The sequence below is a fragment of the Hydrogenophaga electricum genome, from assembly GCF_030160815.1.
Taxonomy (GTDB): Bacteria; Pseudomonadota; Gammaproteobacteria; order Burkholderiales; family Burkholderiaceae_C; genus Hydrogenophaga; species Hydrogenophaga electricum.
This window is the reverse complement of sequence record NZ_BSPB01000016.1, coordinates 15,821-35,676: the sequence shown is the minus strand read 5'-3', so window position 1 is coordinate 35,676 and position 19,856 is coordinate 15,821. Positions and strand designations below refer to the sequence as shown.

Genomic DNA, 19,856 nt, shown 5'->3' with positions numbered 1-19,856 from the left:
TGCCGCTCCCTCATTGCGCACAGACCACCGGCCGCCCGGTGCGCGTGTCTTCGCCGCAAGCCGCCAGGGCCTGCGCCAGGCTGGCGCGGCATTCGGCGACCATGCGCTGCAACAGGTCGGCACAGCTCGGTATGTCGTCGATCAGGCCCACCACCTGACCGGCCCAGACCAGACCGGCATCCACTTCGCCGCTGCTCAGCGCCTGGCGCCCCCGGGCGCCCGCCACCAGCGGCTGGATGTCGCTGAACTCGCAGCCGCCGGGTCGCCGTTCGGTGGCCACCACCTCGTCCGACACCGCGTTCTTCAACACGCGGCCTGTGTTGTGCAGGGTGCGGAAGATCAGCTGGGTGTCGCGTTCGCTGGCACCGACCAGCGCCTGCTTGATCCGCTCGTGGATCGGTGCCTCCTGCGTGGCGCAGAAGCGCGTACCCATGTTGACGCCCTCGGCGCCCAGGGCCATGGCCGCGGCCATGCCACGGCCGTCGGCGATGCCGCCCGACGCCACCACCGGAATTCGCAAGGCGCGCGTGGCCAGCGGGATCAGCACCAGCCCCGCCACATCGTCCTCGCCCGGATGGCCGGCACACTCGAAGCCGTCGATGCTCACCGCATCCACGCCATTGCGCTCCGCCGACAGCGCGTGGCGCACGCTGGTGCATTTGTGCACGATGCGCACCCCATGGCGCTTGAGCTTCTCGATGAACGCCTTCGGGCTGTTGCCCGCCGTCTCGACCACCTTCACGCCGCGTTCGATCACCACGTCCAGGTACTCGGCGTACGGCGGCGGCTTGACCGACGGCAGGATGGTCAGGTTGACGCCGAACGGCTGGTCGGTCATGCCGCGGCAGCGGTCGATCTCGCGCGCCAGCGCCTGCGGGTCGGGCTGGGTCAGCGCCGTGAGCACGCCCAGGCCGCCCGCGTTGGACACGGCGGAAGCCAGCTCGGCCGTGCCGACCCACTGCATACCGCCCTGGATGATGGGGTAACGGATGCCCAGCAGTTCGGTGATTCGGGTTTTCATGGCTTCAGTTCTCCAGGTTCACAAGACGGCGCTGTTCAGTGGCCGTTGAAAGTCGGTGCGCGTTTGTCCAGGAAGGCGCCCACGCCCTCCGCGAAATCGGCCGTGCGGGCGCAGGACAGGAAAGCCGCTGCCTCGGCGTCGAGCTGGGTCCCGAGATCGTTGTGCGTGGCGGCGCGCAGCAGGCGCTTGAGCTGGCCCAGCGCCTGCGTCGGCCCTTGAGCCAGCCGCTGCACCAGGCGCTCGCCCTCGGCCTGCAGGTCCGCAGCGGGCACCACCCGGTTCACCAGCCCCAGGCGCAGGGCCTCGGGCGCGTCGATCACGTCGGCCAGCAGGGCCAGTTCCATCGCCTTGCGCAGGCCCAGCAGTTGCACCAGGCCCCAGGAGGTCGAGCAGTCGCTGCTGGCGCCGATCAGGGGATAGGCGATGCCGAAGCGGGTGCCTTCGGCGGCGATCACGAGGTCGCAGCCCAGCATCAGGCCCAGACCGCCGCCGAACACCGCGCCCTGCACGCTCGCCACCACCGGTGCCCGCAGGTCTGCCAGCAGACGCAGGCCGCCGTGCATGCCCGCGATCAGCGCCTGGGCCACCGGCACCGGATCGCTGCGCATGGCGGCCAGATCGCCGCCGGCCATGAAGGCCTTGCCTTCGGCGGTGATGTGCACGGCCCGCACCAGCGGGTCGGCCGCCACGGCCTCACAGGCTGCCAGGAAGCCCCTGGCCATGGGTTCATCGATGGCGTTGAGCGCCGTCGGGCGGTTGAAATGCAGCCGTGCCACCGCGCCTTCGCGCCAGTACAGCAGGCTCGCTTCGCCGCGGGTGTCCTTGTCCGGATACGCCATTGCGCTCTCCTCAAGCCAGGTTGTAGTACGCCGCCGTCGACCCCAGGCTCTCGCGCGCACGGCCCAGCTCATGGCGTGCGATGGCGCGCAGGTGCACCTCGTCCGGCCCGTCGAAGAAGCGCATCGCCCGGCCCCAGGTCCACAGGAAGGACAGCGGTGTGTCGGGCGTGATGCCCATGGCACCGAACACCTGCATGGCGCGGTCGAGCACGCGGGTCTGCAGCAGCGCCGCGACCAGCTTGATGGCCGACACGTCGATGCGCGCGGCCTTGTTGCCGTGCGTGTCCATCAGCCAGGCCGCGCGCAACACCAGCAGCCGCGCCTGATCGATCTCGACCCGCGAATGCGCGATCCAGTCCTGCACGTTGGCGTAGTCACTCAGGTGTTTGCCAAAGGCCTTGCGGGTCAGCGCGCGTTCGCACATCAGTTCCATCGCCAGTTCGCACTGGCCGATCGAACGCATGCAGTGGTGCACCCGCCCCGGCCCCAGCCGGGCCTGCGCCAGCGCGAAGCCGGCGCCCTCCTCGCCCAGCCGGTGGGACACCGGCACGCGCACGTTGTTGAAGGTCACTTCGCAATGCCCTTCCGGCGTGTGGTGGTGCATGATGGCCACGTTGCGCACGATCTCGAAGCCCGGCGTGCCGATGGGCACGATCACCATCGAGTGCCGCTGGTGGGCCGGTGCGTCGGGGCTCTCGTCCGACACCCCCATGACGATCGTGAATCGGCACAGCGGGTGCAGGGCGCCGGTGCTGAACCACTTGCGGCCGTTGATCACGTACTCGTCGCCTTCGCGCCGGATCGTGGTCTGGATGTTGGTGGCGTCCGAAGAAGCCACGTCGGGCTCGGTCATCGAGAAGCAGGAACGGATCTCGCCCGACAGCAGGGGATCGAGCCAGCGCTCACGCTGATCGGGCGTGGCGCACAGGTGCAGCATCTCCATGTTGCCGGTGTCGGGCGCGTTGCAATTGAACACCTCCGAGGCCCAGGGAATGCGGCCCATGATCTCGGCCAGCGGCGCGTATGCCATGTTGGACAGGCGCGTGCCCGGTTCGTCGTCGCGCAGGCCGGGCAGGAACAGGTTCCACAGGCCTGCCTCTTTCGCGAGCGCCTTCAGCGGCTCGACCACCGCCGAGGGATAGACCCCGCTGTCGGCCAGGCGTTGCCATTCGCGGTTCTGGGGCAGCACATGGCGGTCCATGAACTGGCGCAGGGTGCGCTGCATCTGCAGGTTGTCTTCGGAATACTGAAAGTCCAAGGGGAGGCTCCGGTTCAAAAATGGGGAACGGGGGTGTCGATCGCTTCGAGGCCGCGTTGGGCCATGGCCAGGCTGAGTGCGCCCACGGCTGCGGCGTCATCGGCCACGGCATTGCCGCGATGGGCGCGCGCGGCAATGCCTTCGAAAATGACCGCCCAACGCATGAACGCAAACGCCCAGTGGAACGGCTCGGCCTGCCCGTCGTGCCCCACCGTGCGGTAGTAGTGCGCCAGGTAGTCGTGTTCATCCGGGATGCCCAGGCTCGCCAGGTCCAGGCCACGGATGCCACCGAATTCGCTGGGCAGGGTGCGCCAGGCCACGGTGTTGAACGCCACGTCGGCCAGGGGGTGGCCGAGGGTGGAGAGTTCCCAGTCGAGCACCGCCACCACGCGCGGTTCCGTCGGGTGGAACATCAGGTTGTTGAGCTTGAAATCACCGTGGGTGAGCGTGGTGCGGTCGTCGTCCGGCAGGTGGTCGGCGAGCCAGACCAGCAGCGCATCGATGGCCGGGTTTTCGCGGGTTTTCGACAACGCCCACTGCTGCGTCCAGCGGCGCAACTGGCGCTGGAAGAACTGCCCCGGCTTGCCAAAGCCTTCCAGGCCGGCGGCCCGCCAGTCGATCCGGTGCAGTTGCGCCAGGGTCTCGGCCATCGCCAGGTAGATCGCCCGCCGCCCGTCCGGCGCCATGTCCGGCAAGGCGTTGTCAGCGAACACGCGCCCCTCGACCCGCTCCATCAGGTAGAACGGGGTGCCGATCACGTCGGACTCGGGGTGGTAGAGCACTGTCGGCGGCACCGGCAAGGCGGTGTCGGCCAGCGCCCGCATGACCCGGTATTCGCGGTCCACCGCATGGGCCGAAGGCAGCACATCGCCGTCGGGCTTCTTGCGCAGCACCATGCGGCGGTTGTCGAAATCGACGAAGTAGGTCGGATTCGACTGGCCGCCACCGATCTTCTGCAGGCGCATGGCACCGCTCAGGGCGGGCAACTGCTGGCGCAGAAAGGCTTCCAGCGGGGACGAAAATTCAGGAGAAGAAACAGCCATACCGCTTGAAGGTCAGAACGCCGCAGAGACGTTGTCGTTGCCGGATGCCGGGGGTGGGTGGCCCTCGCCCCGCAGGTCCTTCCAGACCAGGCGCAGCATCTCCAGCATCATCAGAAAGAAAGCCAGCGGCATCATCACCAGCACCGGCCACATGGGCCAGAAATCGGCGCCGACCTGCATGGTGCGGTCCTCGACGATGCTCTGCCAGGTGAAGCGCAGCACATACCACATCACCACCGCATAGATGGCCAGTTCCACCACACCGACCAGCACCTGGACCGCCCGGCGCACCCGCGCAGGCATGGCATTGACCAGCATGTCGAAGCGCGGAAAGGTGGCCTCGCGGTGCGCCATCGGCGCCGCCCAGAACACGATCAGCGGGAAGGCCACGCGTTCGATCAGGTTGTAGGCGCCGGGCAGGATGTCGTGGTGCAGCACGTAGCGCCCCACCACGCTGATCACGGTAATGACGATCATCGCCAGCAGGCACAGGCCGGCACCGATCGAGGCCATGCCCCCTTCGAGGCGCCCCAGGAATGTCCAGAACTTCATGGCGTCGTGCTCCTCATTGGATGTGGCTGGGCAGCCAGGTGACCAGGCCCGGGAAAAGCATCATGGCGGCGGTCACGATCACCCCGGCCGCGACCGCAAACAGGGTCGCTGGCCGGAACACCTCGGACACCGGAAAGCGCGTAGCGCTGGAGGCGGCGTAGACCGACAGCCCCACCGGCGGTGTGAGCAGGCCGAGCGAAATCATGAAAGAGGCCATCACGCCGAACCACAACAGGTCGATCTGCGCGGCCTGCAGCAAGGGCAGCAGCATCGGCACCAGCAGCACGATCACGGCCGCCGATTCGAGGATCATCCCGGCCAGGAAGAAGAGCCCCATCATCATGGCGATCAGCAGCATCGGCTGGTCCAGTATGGGATCGAGCAACGCCACCAGTTCGCGCGGCAGCCGCGAGAACGCCAGGAAGCGCGCCATGATCTGGGCGCCGATCACCAGCATCATCAGCATGGCGGTGACCTTGACCGAATCGCCCATGGAAAGGGCGATGTCCTTCAACGTCACCCGGCGCATCGCCACCATGCCGATCAGCGCCGTGAAGGCCCCGATCGCGCCCGCTTCGGCCACCGTGATGATGCCGCCGTAGATGCCGCCGAACACCACCGTCATCAGCACCACGACAAAGACGAAGGCATGCACGCTGCGGCGGAACAGCGCCGGATCCGGCTGTTCCTCGATCTGCACGCCGTCGACCGCGCCGGGCTTGACCTCGGCCAGGAAGCGGATGCAGACGATGTAGACCGCCATGCAGACCAGCCCCGGACCGATCAGGCCGATGAACAGGTGACCGATGGGCACCATGGTGATGGAGCCGTAAATGATCACGATCAGGCTGGGCGGAATCACCGCGGAGAGCGAGCCCGACACCGCCGCCAGGCCGATCGCGAAACGGCGCGAATACCCCACGCGCTCCAGTTCGGGGCCTGCCAGCGTGGCCAGCGCCGCGGCGCTGGCCGAACCCGAGCCGCACACCGCGCCCAGCAAACCGCCGGTGAGGATGGTGGCCACACCGAGCGGAAAGCGCTTGTAGCCCGACAGCCGGTGGGCCACGCGGAACAGGTCCACGATCACGCCACCGCGCAGCAGCAACTGCGCCATCACCAGGTACAGCGGGATGATGGACAGCGAATAGATCGAGGCCGTGTAGAAGATGTCCGGGCCGATGATGCCGTCGAAGACGCGCGGCCCGATCCACAGCGACACGCCCACCACACCCGCACCCAGCAGCACGGTGGACACGTTCTGACCCAGCAGCAGAAAGACCGTGAACCAGGCGCCGACGGCCCACAGGATCAGGGATTGAGACATGATTTCTCCATGGTGCGAAAGAAGGAAGCGCAGCGCCTGCGCTGATCGGTGCTCCGGCAACGCGAACCGGCCTGGCCGGGTTGCGCTGCCGCGCCACCGGGAAAGGGGCGCGGCCACCGGCCGCCCCCTTCGCTGCGGCAGGTCGCCTTATTTCGCGAGGTATTCCGCCACGCCGTCCGGCACCTTGCCGCCTTCGGCCTGCACCAGCGATGCCCACAGCTTGGCGGTGGCCTTGCCCGGCTGCCCCTTCTTCTCGGTCTGCTCGATCCACTGGATCCAGGTGTTGGCCGAGGCCTTGGCGATGAAGGTCTGCATGTCGGCCGACAGGCTGGTGATGGGCACGAACTTGCTGCCCTTCTTTTCGGCCGCTTCACGCACCTCGACGTCCTGCCGGTCGATGCCTTCGGCGTTCTTCAGCGCCGTCTCGCGGGCGATGCGGTCCCAGGTCTGGCGCTGGTCGGCCGGCAGTTTGTTCCACTGGTCTTCCGTGGTGGCCAGATAGCTCTCCCAGTGACCGATGGACACACCGGTCACCGTGTACTTGATCAGGTCCTGGAAGGAGTACGACTTCCAGTCGGCCACCGACAGCACCAGGCCATTGACGGTGCCGCGCGACAACGCCTCGTAGGCCTGCGAGGCCGGCATGGTGACCGGCGTGGCGCCGAGCTGCTGCAGCACGATGGTGTGCATCGCCGAACCGGCGCGCAGCGGCAAGCCCTTGAGCTCGGCCGGCGACTGCAGGACTTTGCCGGTGGTGGAGATGACGTAGGGAGCGGTGGCACCCAGCGGCCAGACGCGGATGCCCTTGTCAGCGATCTCGTACTGGTAGAACGACTTGTCGCCCTTGATCTTGACCGGTGAGTCCAGCAGCTTCTGGAAGGCCTTCGTGACCGACACGGCGGAGGTGTTGTAGGTCGGCAGTTGGGTCACGTCCGACAGCGCGAAGCGGCCTTCGTGGTACGGCGCGAGCAGCGGTGCAGCCACGTCGATGGTGCCGCCCTTGAGTGCATCCAGCTCGCGGCCCACGGCCACCAGTTCGCCCGCATAGAAGCGCTTGAACCGGATCGGCGTGGCGGCCTCGACGGCGTTGGCAAACGGCTCCATGTACTGCCCGACCCAGAAGTGGACCTTGGGCAGGCCGGCCGAAATCGTCAGATCGGCGGCGGCGGCCGAACCGGCCATGGCGGCGCCGGCGGCGGCCAGGACGAGGGAGGATAGGCGCGGCTTGCGCAGGCTGCGGTTGAACATGCTTGTCTCCTGTTGTGAGGGTCTTTTTCGTCGCCGGACCACCGGATGCGACACCCGGCCCCCAACGCGACGCCATGTTCCCGCACCCCCTCGCCAACCGCCCCCCCCCGCAACGGGTGGCTAGGGTATTCCCCGGTGGTGGGGAAAGCCCTCAGCCCTGCCCCACCAGGCCCAGATCACGTGCCCGCGCCACCGCGTCATCGCGCCCGGTCACGCCCAGCTTGCCGTAGACATTCTTCAGGTGCCACTTCACCGTTTCGGGCGACACGCCCAGCGCCTGCGCGATGCGCTTGTTCGACATGGCGTTGGCCAGGGCACGCAGGATTTCGTGTTCACGCTCGCTCAGGGATTCCTTCAGCGGTGCCAGCGACGGCGGCGCTTCGGGCCTGAACAGCGCCGCCTGGGCCTGCAAGCGCTCCACGTAGAACACCAGCACCGGGTCGGCATCGGGCGTCTCCTGCGCCCACCGCAAGGCCAGCGCCAGCCATTCCGCCCCCAGGTCCAGCAGGCTGCGCACCATGCCCTGGCGCTGGGCGTCCCGCAGCACCGAGGCCATCTGGTTCATCGCCAGTTCGTGCTGCCCCAGGCGCGCCCAGAGCAAGGCCCGCAGACCGTGCACGCTGGCCCGGTCGCGCCGCAGCCAGGCGGCATCGTCCGGCCCGCACACCGGCTCCAGCGCTGCCAGAGCCCCCCGGTCATCGTGTTCGGCCACCGCCACCAGCGCGGTGCCGTAAGCGGCCAGACCCACTGCGCGGCGGCTCGCGGGCGCCGCGTTTCCGGCATGGCGGCGCGCGAGCGCCTGCAAGGCATGCAGCGTCTGCCACGCCGTGGCCATCTGCCCCATGTGCAAGTCGGTGCGCAGCCGCTCGATCAGGGCAAACCCCAGCGCGCGATCCAGGCCCCGGCGCTGCGCCAGTTCCTCCAGCCGGTCCAGCCCTTCCAGCGCCTCCAGCGGGTTGCCTTCCAGGCGGCGCAGGCGGCAGCGAACGACGGCGGCCGTGATCAGCGCATCGGGCAGGGTCACTCGCTCGATGGCATCAAAGCGCGGCTCCAGCAACGGGTGCAGGCCATCGATGTCGTTCACTTCGTAGAGCACCGCGCTGAGGAAGCCGGCCGCGTTGCAGGCGGCTTCGCAGTACGGCCCGAGTGCCCGCTCGGCATCGGCCAGCGCGTCGCGCAAGGCCGGTTCGGCCTGCCGCATGTCGCAGCTGTGCATCAGGGCAAATCCGCGCAGTGCCTGACTCATCAGCGCGCCGAACGGGGAATCCAGCAAGGGCGAACCGTCTTCCCGGCTGGGGACCGCTCCCTGCATGACCTTGCGCGCCTGTTCGAAGTCGCCCTCGTGCGTGAACAGCCAGCTCAGGAGGTTGCGCCGGCCACCGATCAGCACCGCGTCGCTGCCCTGGCGCATGGCCTGCATTGCCGGCAGCAGCGCCTGGGCCGTGGGGATGTCGTCTTCCTGCAGCGCGAGCGAAAAGGCCAGCAGCGACCAGTGCGCCCGCGCCTCCGGATCGTTCCCGCGCATCCGGTCCTTCAACGCGGCGAGGCTGTCGTGGCAAGCCGCAAACTGTCGATAACACAGTTGGGACCAGCCCAGCCAGAGCAGCAGGGAGCCGCGCTCGCGCAGGATGGCGCGGGGCAACTCGGAGACCGCGCGCACCAGCCGCTGCAGCTCGCCGTTGAGAAACAGCTCGCGTGCCCAGCGATCCAGCCAGTCGGCGGCCTGCACCAGGTCGCCACTGGCCACCCCGTGGTGCACGGCTTCCCGCAGGTGCTTGCGGCGGCCGAACCACTGGCTCAACACGGAATGGGTCTGGCGCCGCTGCGCATCGGGCATGCGCTCCAGGCGTTCCAGCAGCAGGTCGCGAAACAGCGGGTGGAAACGGAACCAGCCTTGGCGCTCCATGCCATCCATCGGCATGAGAAACAGGTGTTCGCGCCGCATGCGCTCCAGCAAGGCGGGCCCCTGTTCGTCTCCCAGCAGATCGCGCACCAGGGCCAGATTGAAACCGCGTGCCGCCGCGAGGCAGGTCATCGCATCCAGTTCGCGCAGGTCGAGCTGCGAGAGCACCTCGCGGTTGAAGTACGCGGTGAAGTCGTGCGGGTTCTGCACCGGCACGGCGCGCCCCAGGCGCTCGGGCTGGCGCTGGATGTCGAGCGCCACCAGTTGCAGACCCGCGATCCAGCCGTCGGTGATGTCGTGCAGGCGCCGTGCGTCGCGGTCCGGGCTGCCCATGTGACGGCTGTGCGCAAAGGCCCGCACCTCGTCCAGGGCGAAACGCAGGTCGGCAAAGCCCAGCTCCATCACGGCGTCCTTGTCGCGCAGGCGCGAAAGCGACAGCGGCGGCACGCTGCGCGAGACCAGGACGAGGTGGAAATGCGGCGGCGCAAAGTCCAGCCAAGTCTGCAACAGCGTGTGCGCGCGCGCGTCGGACACGTTCTGGTAGTCGTCGATCAGCAGCACCAGTGCGCGGCTGCGCCGCATCAGGCCCCGCAGCACGGCGATGGCGATCGGGTCGGGCGAGCGCAATTCGCCATCGCGGTTGTAGATGAAGTGCGCCTCGCGCGCGATCTCGGGGTCCACCCGGTCGAGCGCGGCAAACAGCGCATCGAGCATGGCCTGCGCGTCGTCGCCGGGCACCACGGTCATCCAGGCGAAATCGTGCCCGTAGGCCAGCGCCTGGGCACGCCATTGCAGCGCCAGCGTGGTTTTTCCCGAGCCGGCCGGCCCCAGGATCAGCACGCAGGGCTTGTGGCGGGCCTCGGACAGCCGGGCCAACAACTGGGTACGCTCGATGCTGCCCGGCTCCAGCCTGGGCAGCGTTGCGGGCGTCTCGACAGGGTTCATGCGGTACCGGTCTCCATAAGGCCGACATGGTGCCACGTCAGGCCGTCCGCCACGGTCACCGGCCCGACGGGCCCGACGGGCATTCGTCCGTTCCGACGATGCCTGCCGCCCGCCCTGACCGTAGCCTGCTGGGGAACCCCCAACCCACCACCCCAAGGAGACCCGCTTGAGCACCCACCGCACCATTCAACAACTGCACGACCTGCGCGGCCGCACCGCCCTCATCACCGGCGGCTCGCGCGGGCTGGGCCTGCAACTCGCACACGCCCTGGGAGAAGCCGGCGCCCGGCTGCTGATCAGCGCGCGCAAGCCCACCGAGCTGGAAGAAGCCGCCACCGAACTGCGCGCCGCCGGCCACCCTGTGAGCGTCTTTGCCGCCGATGGCCGGGACGATGCGCAGGTGCTGGCCCTGGTCGATCACGCGCTGGCCACCCTGGGCCAGGTTGACATCCTGGTCAACAACGCGGGCGCGACCTGGGGCGCAGCAGCCGAAGAGCACCCGATGGACGCCTGGGACAAGGTGATGGACCTGAACGCGCGCAGCGTCTTCCTGCTCACGCGCGAGATCGCCCGGCGCAGCATGCTGCCGCGCGGCCAGGGCCGGATCGTCAACATCGCGTCGGTGGCCGCCCTGGGCGGCACGGCCCATTCGATGCAGGCGGCGGCCTACCACGCCAGCAAGGGCGCGGTCGCCACACTCACGCGGGCACTGGCCTGCGAATGGGGGCCGCACGGCATCACGGTCAATGCCATCCTGCCCGGCGTGTTTCCGAGCAGGATGGCGCAGCACATGCTGCAACCCGCGACACTCGGGCCCATCGTCGCGCAGGTGCCCTTGCGCTGCATCGGCAACGACGAAGGGCTCAAGGGCGCGGTGCTGCTGCTCGCGAGCGATGCCGGTCAACACATCACGGGCGTGCTGCTGCCGGTCGACGGGGGCGCCTCGGCCGTGGTTGGCGCATAGGCACCCACTTCAGATGGTGGGCAAGGCGTGGCCGCGGTATTGCTCGCGCAGCTTCGTCTTGAGCAGCTTGCCGGTGGCGGTGTGCGGCAGGCTGTCGACAAACACCACGTCATCGGGCAACCACCACTTGGCGATGCGCGCCTCCAGATGCTTCATGATCGCATCGCGGTCCACGGTCGAGCCCGAGCGCCGCACCACGATCAGCAAGGGCCGCTCCTGCCATTTGGGGTGTGCCACACCGATCACCGCCGACTCGGCCACCTCGGGATGCGAGTTGGTCGTGTTCTCCAGATCGATCGACGAGATCCACTCACCGCCCGACTTGATCACGTCCTTGGCGCGGTCCACCAGTTGCAGGTAGCCGTCCGGATCGATGGTGGCCACGTCGCCGGTGGGGAAATAGCCTTCCTCGTCCAGCACCGCACCGCCTTCGCTGCGGAAGTACCCGCTGGCGATCCAGGGGCCGCGCACGTGCAGGTGCCCGAAAGCCACCCCGTCCCAGGGCAGGGTCTTGCCATCGGCATCGACGATCTTGAGGTCGACGCCCCAGACGCCGCGCCCCTGCTTGAGCTTGACCGGCATCAGCGCTTCCTTGTCCAGCCCCTGGTGCTTGGGCAGCAGCTTGCTGATCACGCCGATCGGGCTGGTCTCGGTCATGCCCCAGCCTTGCACGACCTCGGCCCCGAAGTCGTTTTCAAAACGTTCGAGCATGCCGCGCGCCACCGCCGCGCCGCCAATGCCCACGCGCTTGACGCCGAGCGAGCGGGTCGGTAGCTCGGGGTGCGCGTCCAGGTACTGGAACAGCATCATCCAGACCGTGGGAACACCTTGCGAGAAGGTCACTTTCTCGTCGCGCATCAGGTTGTAGACGCTCTCGCCGTCCAGGTGCGGGCCGGGCAGCACCAGCTTGGCGCCCACCATGGCGGCCGCGTACGGCGCGCCCCAGGCGTTGGCATGGAACATCGGCACGATCAGCAACAGCGTTTCGGCCGAACTGATGCCAAAGGTGTCGGGCGCCAGCTCCATCAGTGTGTGCAGCAGCGTCGAGCGGTGCGAATACAACACCCCTTTCGGGTTGCCGGTCGTGCCCGAGGTGTAGCAGAGCGACGAGGCGTTCTTCTCGTCGAATTCGGGCCAGGTGTATTCGGTGCTCTGCGCGGCGACCAGCTCTTCGAAGCACAGCAGGTTGGGCACATCGATGTCCGGCATGTGCGCCCTGTCGGTCATGGCGATGAAGGCCTTGACCGTCTTCAACCGGGGAGCAATTTGCTGCACCAGGGGAGCGAACGTGGTGTCGAAGAACAGCACCTGGTCTTCGGCGTGGTTGACGATGTAGTCGATCTGCTCTGGGAACAGGCGCGGGTTGACGGTGTGCAGCACCGCACCGCTGCCCGAGACACCGTAGTACAGCGCCAGGTGGCGGTAGGAGTTCCAGGCCAGCGTGCCAACCCGGTCGCCCTGCCGGATGCCCAGCGCCTGCAGGGCCTGCGCGATCTGGCGCGACAGGTCGCGCACACCGCGCCAGTGGGTGCGGTGCACCGTGCCTTCGGGCAATCGCGACACGATTTCAGTGTCCGGGTGGAAGGTGGCCGCGTGTTCGATCAGCGACGAAATCAGCAGCGGGCGGTCTTGCATCAGGCCATGCATGGCGGGGTCTCCAGGTTCTGGTTGTGGTTCTGTTGGTTCTGCACAGGGGCATCCGCCGGTAGATACCCCTCTAGCCCGCCATGGGCGCCCCCATGGCTTCGTAGCCCTTGCCATTGAACCGCTGCAGGATCTTTTTGTCGATGGGATAGAAGTCGTCGGCGCCGGTCTTGACCTCGATGCCGGGGTACAGCATCGGCGCCTTGAAGTCGAGGTTGGCCGCCTGTTTCATGACGTTGTCGCGGGTGAGCTCGTCGCCGCACTGGCGCAGCACCTGGGCCATGGTCGCCGCGACACCCCAGCCGATGGCGTTGAGCGAGTCGTCGGGGTTGCCGTCGGGGAAGTACTTCTTCATGCCCTCCAGGTATTCCGGCACGTCCTTGCTGCCGGCAGCCATCGGGTCCGACGGCGTGAGCAGGTAGGTCGACGAGATGACGCCCACGGCGTTCTCGAAACCGGCCGGCTTGAGCACCGAATTCATGGACTGCGACACGCTCACCAGATATTGCGTGGGCTTCCAGCCCAGCTCGGCCGCCTTGCGGATCGCCTGGGCCGCGAACTTGGGCGTGGTGATGCTCACGAAGACATCGCAGCCCGCCGATTTCAGACTCACCATCTGGCTATCGATGGTCGGATCGGACACCTCGTAGGTCTGGTGCTGCACGATCATGGCCTTGGCCTTGTCGCCCAGGCCGTCGTTCAGACCCTTGAAATAGTCCTTGCCGAAATCGTCGTTCTGCATCAGCACGCCGATCTTCGCATTGGGCTGGGTCTGCAGGATGTGCTTGGCATACAGCCGGCCTTCGGCCTGGTAGGTCGGCTGCCAGCCCATGGTCCAGGGAAAGGCCTTGGGGTCGCCGAAGCGGGTGGCACCGGTGTTGACGAACAACTGAGGCACCTTCTTGGCGTTGAGGTAGCGCTGCACCGCGATGTTCTGCGAGGTGCCGAGCGAGGCGAACATCAGCAGCACCTCGTCCTGCTCGACCAGCTTGCGCGTCTGCTCGACCGACTTGGCAGGGTTGTAGGCATCGTCCAGGGTCAGGAAGTTGATCTTGCGGCCGTTGACGCCACCCTTGGCATTGAGCGCGCCGAAATAAGCCGCCATGGACTTGCCGCACACCCCATAGGCTGACGCCGGTCCGGAATAGGGGTTGAGGTTGCCGATCTTGATTTCGGTGTCGGTCACGCCGCTGTCGTACTTCTTCTGCGCGAAGGCGGTCAGTGGCAGGCTGCTGGCCAGGGCCAGGCCCGCGCCGATCTGCAAGGTACGGCGGCGGCGCGTGTCGATGGGTGCGTTCATGTAGATCTCCTGTGGATGGAATTCGGCTATTGGAAAAGCGTGACGGTTGCCTGTGACCCGCCACGGCCCCCAAGCATCTGGTTCATCGTAGGAAGTCGCTGTGCGGCCGGCCTCGTCGGAACTGACGAAATTGCGGTCGTCGGTGCACGGCACCCCAACCCATCAGCGGCAGGGAAAGACCGGCTCGCGTTTGGCCAGAAAGGCACTGACCCCCTCGACAAAGCTTGGGCGGTCGATCAATTCACGCTGGCGCCCGGCCTCCACGGCCATCTGCTCCACCAGCGAGGCCTGACCGGCGCTGTCGTAGACCGCACGGATCTCCAGGGCCGCGTGCGCAGGCAGCCGGGCCAGACGCTGCGCCAGCGCCATGGCCTCGTCGGCCAGCGTGGCATCGTCCACGCAGGCCCAGACCAGGCCCCATTGCGCGGCCTGTTCACCCGACAGCCGATCACCCAGCAGCGTGAGGGCGGTAGCGCGCGCCCGTCCCAGAAAACGATCGAGGAACCAGGTGCAGCCCAGATCGGGCACGATGCCCAGGCGCGGCATGAACGGCAGGTAGAAATAGGCCGAACGGGCGGCCAACACCACATCGGCGGCCAGCGCCAAGCCCACGCCGGCACCCGCGCACGGCCCGTTGACCGCGCTGATCACCGGAAACGGCAGCTCGCGCAGGTCCTGAATCAGGCGGTTGGAAAGCCGCTCCATGGTCTCCGCGGTCTGCGCGCCGAGGCTGGCACCGTCCGATGCCTGCATGCTGGAGAGATCAGCCCCCACGCAGAAGGCCTTGCCGACGCCGGTGAGCAGCAGGGCACGCACACCGCCATCGGCCTTCAACCGGGCCAGTTCGTTGCGCAACGCCTCCTGCAGCGGCAACGCCAGGGGATTCAGGCGCTGCGGCAGGTTCAGCCGCAGCACGGCCACGTCACCGTGGCGTTCGCTCAGCAACGGCGGTGCGGCCGCACCCGCCTCGGTAGGCACAGGCATGGTCTCACCCTCCCCGGTTTTCACGCGCACGCAGCGCGGTCTGCATGCGGCGCAACAGCCCCACCACGCCCCCCGGCATCACGAACATGATGGCGATCAGCGCCACGCCGTACACCGCCCATGGCGCAGCCTTGGACACCTGCTCGGCCAGATTGGGCACGAACATGATGAACAGCGCGCCGAACAAGGCCCCCCAGAGCGTGCCCAGGCCACCGACCACGATGCCCACGAGCAGCGAGATCGACAGGAAGAGCGTGAACGAATCGGGCGAAACGAACTGCACCGCGATCGCCGACAACGCGCCGCCGACACCGGTGAAAGCGGCCGACACGCCGAAAGTCATGGACTTGTAGTGCCGGTTGTCCACGCCCATGGCCTCGGCGGCCAGGGCGTGGTCGCGAATGGCGCGCATGGCGCGACCGGTGCCGCTGCTCAGCAGGTTGTGGACGATGAGGAACATCACCACCGTCACGCCCAGGGCGAACAGGTAAAGCCACTGGTCTTGCGTGAGGGGCAACCCCCAGGGAGCATCGGGCTTGATGAGCACGATGCCCTGCACCCCGCCGGTCCAGGCTTCCAGGTGCTTGTACTTCAGCAACTGCGGCATCGCCACACCGAGTGCGAAGGTCGCCAGCGCAAGATACAGCCCTTCGAGCTTGAGCGCCGGGCGGCCGAACAGGTAGCCCACCACCAGGCACGCCAGGCCGGCCACGGGGATCGCCGCCCAGTAGGGCAAGCCACCATGTTCCATGGCGATGGCCGCGCCGTAGGCACCCAGCGCAAAGAACGCACCATGGCCCAGCGAGATCTGGCCGTTGTAGCCGGTCAGGATGTTCAGGCCCAGCAGCGCGATGGCGTAGCACAGCACCATGGTCGCCTGGAACAGCTGATAGCCTTTGAGCACCCAGGTCAGGCCCGCAGCAAGCAGCAGCAAGGCCAGCACCCAGAGCCAGTGGCCGCGGCGGGCAACCGGCGCGCCTTGGGTGGCGAAATTCGCAGCGCCCGCAGGCGGCGTCGAAAGGGAAGACAGGGAAGCCATGGTTCAGACCCGGGTAACGATGGTCTTGCCCAGCAGACCGGAAGGTTTGACGATCAGCACGCCGATGATCAGCACGAGCGCCACCGAGAGCTTGAGTTCGGTGCCGACGACGTAGGTGCCGATCAGGTTCTCCAGCACACCAACGATGAAGCCGCCGAGCACCGCGCCGATCGGGTTGTCGATGCCGCCGATGAGCGCCCCGGCAAAGGCGTAGAGCAGCACGCCGGTCATCATGTTCGGGTCCAGGAACACCACCGGCGCGACCATCATCCCGGCCACCGCGCCGATGGCCCCGGCCAGGCCCCAGCCCAGCATCAGCATGCGCCCGACCCGGATGCCGACCAGCCGCGACGAACCCGGGTTCTGCGCCGCCGCGCGCATGGCCAGTCCCAGCGGCGTGGCGCGCAGGAACAGGAACAGCAGCGCCACCATGCCCAGCGCGACCGCGATCGCCCCCACCTCGTGGGCCGACATCAGGCTGCTGCCGTACCAGGCATCGGCCGGAAACGGACTTGGAAACGGTTTGATCGTGTAACCGAAGAAGAAGCCCGCCAGGCTGTGAAAGATCACCAGCAGGCCGATGAACACCACCACCACGGAGAGCACAGGCGCCTTGTGCATCGGCCGGATGACCACAAACTCGATCCCGGCGGCGACCACGAAGGACAGCACCACCGTCGCCGCAAACGCCGCCCAGTACGGCAGGCCCGCGTCGATCAGCATCCAGGCGACGAAGGTGGAAAACATCGCCATCTCACCCTGGGCGAAATTGATGTGATGCGTGGCCTGGTAGATCATCACCAAGGCCAGCGCCACGCTGGCGTAGATGCCTCCGGTGGCCAGACCGGCGAGCAACTGGTGCAGGAATTCATTCATGTCTGCTCGTCCTATTCACCCAGGTAGGCGCGGCGCACCGCGTCGTTGCGTTGCATCTCGGCCGAAGGCCCGCTGAGCACCACCCGCCCGGTTTCCAGCAGGTAGGCGTTGTCGGCCAGATCCAGCGCCAGCTTGGCGTTCTGCTCCACCAGCAGGATCGACACCTTCTCCTCCCGGTTGATGCGCCGCATGATCGCGAAGATGTCCCGGACCACCAGGGGCGCCAGGCCGAATGAAGGCTCGTCGAGCAGCAGCAGGCGCGGACGGCCCATCAGCGCCCGGCCGATGGCCAGCATCTGCTGCTCACCGCCCGAGAGCGTGCCGGCCTGCTGCCGGGCGCGCTCGCGCAGCCGCGGGAAATAGTGGTAGACCCGCTCCATGTCCTCGGCCTGGCCACTGCGGTTGTGGCGCACGTAGGCACCGAGTTGCAGGTTCTCTTCGGTGCTCAGGCCCATGAAGGTGCCACGCCCGTCGGGCACGTGGCCCACCCCCAGTTGCGCAATCTGTTCCGTCGAACGGCTGTCGATGCGCTCGCCCGCCAGCGTCACCGAGCCGCTGGTCTGCACCATGAAACGGCACAGCGCACGCAGCGTGGTGGTCTTGCCCGCGCCGTTGGCGCCCAGCAGCGCCGTCACCTGGCCCTCGGCCACGTCCAGGTCCATGCCCTGGAGCACCTGGGTCGGGCCGTAGCGGGCCTGCAGGCCGCGCACTTCCAGCAGGTTCGTCGTCATGCGCCCACCCCTTCCTCTTCTTCTGCGCCCAGGTAGGCGCGGATCACTTCGGGGTGCGAGCGCACCTCCGCCGGCGTGCCTTGCGCGATCTTCTTGCCGAAGTTCAGCGCCACCACCCGGTCGGAAATGCCCATCACCAGGCCCATGTGGTGCTCCACCAGCAAGACGGTCACGCCCAGCCGGTCCCGGATGTCGCGAATCAGGTCGCCCAGCCCCTGCAGTTCTTCGTGGTTCAGGCCGCAGGCCGGTTCGTCGAGCAGCAGCAACTGGGGCTCGCTGGCCAGTGCACGCGCCAACTCCACCCGCTTCTGGGTGCCGAACGGCAGGTCCGACACGATCCGGTCAGCCTCCGCGTCCAGTTGCAGGAAATGGATCAGCGCTTCGGCCCGCGCCTGGGCCTCGGCCTCGATGCGCGCCGCGCCCGGCAAACGGAAGGCGTTGCGCACCATGCCCGCGTGGTGCTTGCTGTGGCAGCCCACGCGCACGTTGTCACGCACCGTCATCGAGCCGAACAGCGCCAGGTTCTGGAACGTGCGGCCGATGCCGATGGCCGCCATGCGGTGGCGCGGCAGCCGGTTGATCGGCTGGCCGTCGAACACGATGCTGCCGCTGTTGCACTCGTACAGGCGCGACAGACAGTTGAACAGCGTGCTCTTGCCCGCCCCGTTGGGGCCGATCAGCGCGCAGATCTCGCCGCGCCGGATGTCGAAGGACACGCCGTCGAGCGCGACGATGCCGCCGAAGCGCACCGTCACACCCTGCACCTGCAACAGCGGCGGTGCCGTGTTGCTGTCTCCGCGATCGTTGTCATGGGTCATGCGTCGATCTCTTGTGGGAAATACCGGGAGCCCGGAGCCACCGGGCCAGCATGGGCACGCCCGCCGGGCGCAACCCGGCAAGGTCAGAGCCGTTCGACGATGGTCACGTTGGCCATGCCACCGCCTTCGCACATGGTCTGCAGGCCATAGCGCTTGCCGCGTGCACCCAGCGCGTGGATCAGCGTCGTCATCAGCTTGGTGCCCGAACCGCCCAGCGGATGGCCCAGGGCGATGGCACCGCCATTCACGTTCAACCGGTCGGCGTCGGCCCCCAGCGCCTTGAGCCAGGCCAGCGGCACCGAGGCAAAAGCCTCGTTGACCTCGTACAGGTCGATGTCGTCGATCTTCAGACCGGCCTTCTTGAGCGCGCGCTCGGTGGCCGGAATCGGTGCCTCCAGCATGATCACCGGGTCGTGGCCGATCACCGACATGTGGTGGATGCGCGCCATGGGCTTCACCCCCAGGGCCTTCAGGCCACGCTCGTTGACCACCATGACACCGGTGGCGCCATCACAGATCTGGCTCGCATTGGCCGCGCTGATGACACCACCTTCCTGCAGCAGCTTCACATTGCCGATCGATTCCAGCGACGCATCGAAGCGGATGCCCTCGTCCACCTGGTGGATATCGTCCGTGTCCACGCCCTCCGCGTTGCGCACCGGCAGCGCCAGGATTTCGGCATCGAAAGCACCGGCCTGCGTGGCGGCGATGGCGCGCTGGTGGCTCTGCAGCGCAAAGCGGTCCAGGTCTTCGCGCACGAAACCGTACTTCTTCGCCATCATCTCGGCGCCCACGAACTGGCTGAACACCACGTCGTTGTAACGGCGGTTGATCGATTCGCTCTGGTAGTAACCCAGACCCGCCTTCTGCGCCAGCGACGAAGGGCTGAACATCGGCACCCGCGTCATCGACTCGACGCCGGCGGCGATCACCACGTCCATCGAGCCCGACATCACGGCCTGCGCCGCGAAATGCACCGCCTGCTGCGACGAGCCGCACTGGCGGTCCAGCGACGTGCCCGGCACCGATTCGGGCAACTTCGACGCCATCACTGCGTTGCGCGCCACGTTGGTCGACTGCTCGCCCACCTGACTCACGCAACCCATGATCACATCCTCGACCAGCGCAGGGTCGATGCCGGCGCGGTCCACCAGCGCGTTCAGCACCTGGGCAGACAGCTCCACAGGGTGCCATCCGGCAAGGCGGCCGCCGCGGCGCCCCCCAGCGGTTCGGACAGCGGCGACGATATAGGCTTCAGACATGGCGACAAGGGGTTGGTTGAAACTGCGGCCATTCTGGTCGGCACCCCGGCCCCGGGCGTCGTCGGAACGGACGATTTTCCCTTGCCGCTACCGCCCAATCTCCCG

The 19,856-nt window shown here is 67.5% G+C and carries 17 protein-coding genes; 1 reads left to right on the top strand and 16 read right to left on the bottom strand.

The genetic code is table 11. The annotated features are described in order from the left end of the window. Positions 1 to 10: 10 nt before the first annotated feature. From QQK43_RS11500 to QQK43_RS11465, 8 genes are all read right to left on the bottom strand, one after another. Positions 11 to 1,021, bottom strand: a complete 1,011-nt coding sequence (locus tag QQK43_RS11500; RefSeq protein ID WP_284307883.1) for an NAD(P)H-dependent flavin oxidoreductase — start codon at positions 1,019 to 1,021, stop codon at positions 11 to 13. A gap of 35 nt (positions 1,022 to 1,056) precedes the next feature. Continuing rightward, positions 1,057 to 1,860, bottom strand: coding sequence for an enoyl-CoA hydratase/isomerase family protein (locus QQK43_RS11495; protein ID WP_234266075.1), 804 nt, complete (start codon positions 1,858 to 1,860; stop codon positions 1,057 to 1,059). Between the two features lie 10 nt (positions 1,861 to 1,870). Continuing rightward, positions 1,871 to 3,118 (bottom strand): acyl-CoA dehydrogenase family protein, encoded by a 1,248-nt coding sequence (locus QQK43_RS11490; protein ID WP_234266074.1) that lies wholly within the window; start codon positions 3,116 to 3,118, stop codon positions 1,871 to 1,873. 14 nt (positions 3,119 to 3,132) lie between these two features. Beyond that, entirely contained in the window at positions 3,133 to 4,161 is a 1,029-nt protein-coding gene (locus QQK43_RS11485) for a phosphotransferase family protein (protein ID WP_284307882.1), read from the bottom strand. A 12-nt stretch (positions 4,162 to 4,173) separates the two neighbouring features. Next, a complete protein-coding gene (locus tag QQK43_RS11480; protein ID WP_284307881.1) occupies positions 4,174 to 4,713 on the bottom strand; it encodes a TRAP transporter small permease in 540 nt (179 codons plus the stop codon). A gap of 13 nt (positions 4,714 to 4,726) precedes the next feature. After that, positions 4,727 to 6,037: a TRAP transporter large permease gene (locus QQK43_RS11475; RefSeq protein WP_284307880.1), complete on the bottom strand. Its 1,311-nt coding sequence runs from the start codon at positions 6,035 to 6,037 to the stop codon at positions 4,727 to 4,729. A 147-nt stretch (positions 6,038 to 6,184) separates the two neighbouring features. Continuing rightward, a complete protein-coding gene (dctP, locus tag QQK43_RS11470; protein ID WP_234266070.1) occupies positions 6,185 to 7,285 on the bottom strand; it encodes a TRAP transporter substrate-binding protein DctP in 1,101 nt (366 codons plus the stop codon). Positions 7,286 to 7,436: 151 nt separating this feature from the next. Beyond that, entirely contained in the window at positions 7,437 to 10,133 is a 2,697-nt protein-coding gene (locus tag QQK43_RS11465; RefSeq protein WP_284307879.1) for a winged helix-turn-helix domain-containing protein, read from the bottom strand. 166 nt (positions 10,134 to 10,299) lie between these two features. Between QQK43_RS11465 and QQK43_RS11460 the strand changes: the two genes are divergently transcribed. Continuing rightward, positions 10,300 to 11,097 carry an SDR family oxidoreductase gene (locus tag QQK43_RS11460; protein WP_284307878.1) on the top strand — a complete coding sequence of 266 codons (798 nt, stop codon included), beginning with the start codon at positions 10,300 to 10,302 and terminating at the stop codon, positions 11,095 to 11,097. A gap of 9 nt (positions 11,098 to 11,106) precedes the next feature. Here QQK43_RS11460 and QQK43_RS11455 read toward each other — a convergent pair whose 3' ends face one another. The 8 genes from QQK43_RS11455 to QQK43_RS11420 form a co-directional block, all read right to left on the bottom strand. After that, positions 11,107 to 12,744 (bottom strand): 3-(methylthio)propionyl-CoA ligase, encoded by a 1,638-nt coding sequence (locus QQK43_RS11455; protein ID WP_234266067.1) that lies wholly within the window; start codon positions 12,742 to 12,744, stop codon positions 11,107 to 11,109. Positions 12,745 to 12,814: 70 nt separating this feature from the next. Beyond that, positions 12,815 to 14,041, bottom strand: a complete 1,227-nt coding sequence (locus tag QQK43_RS11450; protein WP_284307877.1) for an ABC transporter substrate-binding protein — start codon at positions 14,039 to 14,041, stop codon at positions 12,815 to 12,817. A gap of 162 nt (positions 14,042 to 14,203) precedes the next feature. Beyond that, entirely contained in the window at positions 14,204 to 15,025 is an 822-nt protein-coding gene (locus tag QQK43_RS11445) for an enoyl-CoA hydratase-related protein (RefSeq protein ID WP_284307876.1), read from the bottom strand. Between the two features lie 4 nt (positions 15,026 to 15,029). After that, positions 15,030 to 16,064, bottom strand: coding sequence for a branched-chain amino acid ABC transporter permease (locus tag QQK43_RS11440; RefSeq protein ID WP_284307875.1), 1,035 nt, complete (start codon positions 16,062 to 16,064; stop codon positions 15,030 to 15,032). 3 nt (positions 16,065 to 16,067) lie between these two features. After that, on the bottom strand, positions 16,068 to 16,940 hold the full coding sequence (locus QQK43_RS11435) for a branched-chain amino acid ABC transporter permease (protein ID WP_284307874.1): 873 nt from the start codon (positions 16,938 to 16,940) through the stop codon (positions 16,068 to 16,070). 11 nt (positions 16,941 to 16,951) lie between these two features. After that, positions 16,952 to 17,671: an ABC transporter ATP-binding protein gene (locus QQK43_RS11430; protein WP_284307873.1), complete on the bottom strand. Its 720-nt coding sequence runs from the start codon at positions 17,669 to 17,671 to the stop codon at positions 16,952 to 16,954. Next, a complete protein-coding gene (locus tag QQK43_RS11425) occupies positions 17,668 to 18,489 on the bottom strand; it encodes an ABC transporter ATP-binding protein (protein ID WP_284307872.1) in 822 nt (273 codons plus the stop codon). The genes QQK43_RS11430 and QQK43_RS11425 overlap by 4 nt, the downstream gene beginning before the upstream one ends. 83 nt (positions 18,490 to 18,572) lie before the next feature. Further along, a complete protein-coding gene (locus QQK43_RS11420; protein WP_284307871.1) occupies positions 18,573 to 19,751 on the bottom strand; it encodes an acetyl-CoA C-acetyltransferase in 1,179 nt (392 codons plus the stop codon). Positions 19,752 to 19,856: the final 105 nt, after the last annotated feature.

What these genes read in the sequence shown, in the direction of transcription:
- QQK43_RS11500 (WP_284307883.1), bottom strand. Translation starts at nt 1,021, where the DNA reads ATGAAAACCCGAATCACCGAACTGCTGGGCATCCGTTACCCCATCATC.
- QQK43_RS11495 (WP_234266075.1), bottom strand. Translation starts at nt 1,860, where the DNA reads ATGGCGTATCCGGACAAGGACACCCGCGGCGAAGCGAGCCTGCTGTAC.
- QQK43_RS11485 (WP_284307882.1), bottom strand. Translation starts at nt 4,161, where the DNA reads ATGGCTGTTTCTTCTCCTGAATTTTCGTCCCCGCTGGAAGCCTTTCTG.
- QQK43_RS11480 (WP_284307881.1), bottom strand. Translation starts at nt 4,713, where the DNA reads ATGAAGTTCTGGACATTCCTGGGGCGCCTCGAAGGGGGCATGGCCTCG.
- QQK43_RS11475 (WP_284307880.1), bottom strand. Translation starts at nt 6,037, where the DNA reads ATGTCTCAATCCCTGATCCTGTGGGCCGTCGGCGCCTGGTTCACGGTC.
- dctP (WP_234266070.1), bottom strand. Translation starts at nt 7,285, where the DNA reads ATGTTCAACCGCAGCCTGCGCAAGCCGCGCCTATCCTCCCTCGTCCTG.
- QQK43_RS11465 (WP_284307879.1), bottom strand. Translation starts at nt 10,133, where the DNA reads ATGAACCCTGTCGAGACGCCCGCAACGCTGCCCAGGCTGGAGCCGGGC.
- QQK43_RS11455 (WP_234266067.1), bottom strand. Translation starts at nt 12,744, where the DNA reads ATGCATGGCCTGATGCAAGACCGCCCGCTGCTGATTTCGTCGCTGATC.
- QQK43_RS11450 (WP_284307877.1), bottom strand. Translation starts at nt 14,041, where the DNA reads ATGAACGCACCCATCGACACGCGCCGCCGCCGTACCTTGCAGATCGGC.
- QQK43_RS11445 (WP_284307876.1), bottom strand. Translation starts at nt 15,025, where the DNA reads ATGCCTGTGCCTACCGAGGCGGGTGCGGCCGCACCGCCGTTGCTGAGC.
- QQK43_RS11440 (WP_284307875.1), bottom strand. Translation starts at nt 16,064, where the DNA reads ATGGCTTCCCTGTCTTCCCTTTCGACGCCGCCTGCGGGCGCTGCGAAT.
- QQK43_RS11435 (WP_284307874.1), bottom strand. Translation starts at nt 16,940, where the DNA reads ATGAATGAATTCCTGCACCAGTTGCTCGCCGGTCTGGCCACCGGAGGC.
- QQK43_RS11430 (WP_284307873.1), bottom strand. Translation starts at nt 17,671, where the DNA reads ATGACGACGAACCTGCTGGAAGTGCGCGGCCTGCAGGCCCGCTACGGC.
- QQK43_RS11425 (WP_284307872.1), bottom strand. Translation starts at nt 18,489, where the DNA reads ATGACCCATGACAACGATCGCGGAGACAGCAACACGGCACCGCCGCTG.
- QQK43_RS11420 (WP_284307871.1), bottom strand. Translation starts at nt 19,751, where the DNA reads ATGTCTGAAGCCTATATCGTCGCCGCTGTCCGAACCGCTGGGGGGCGC.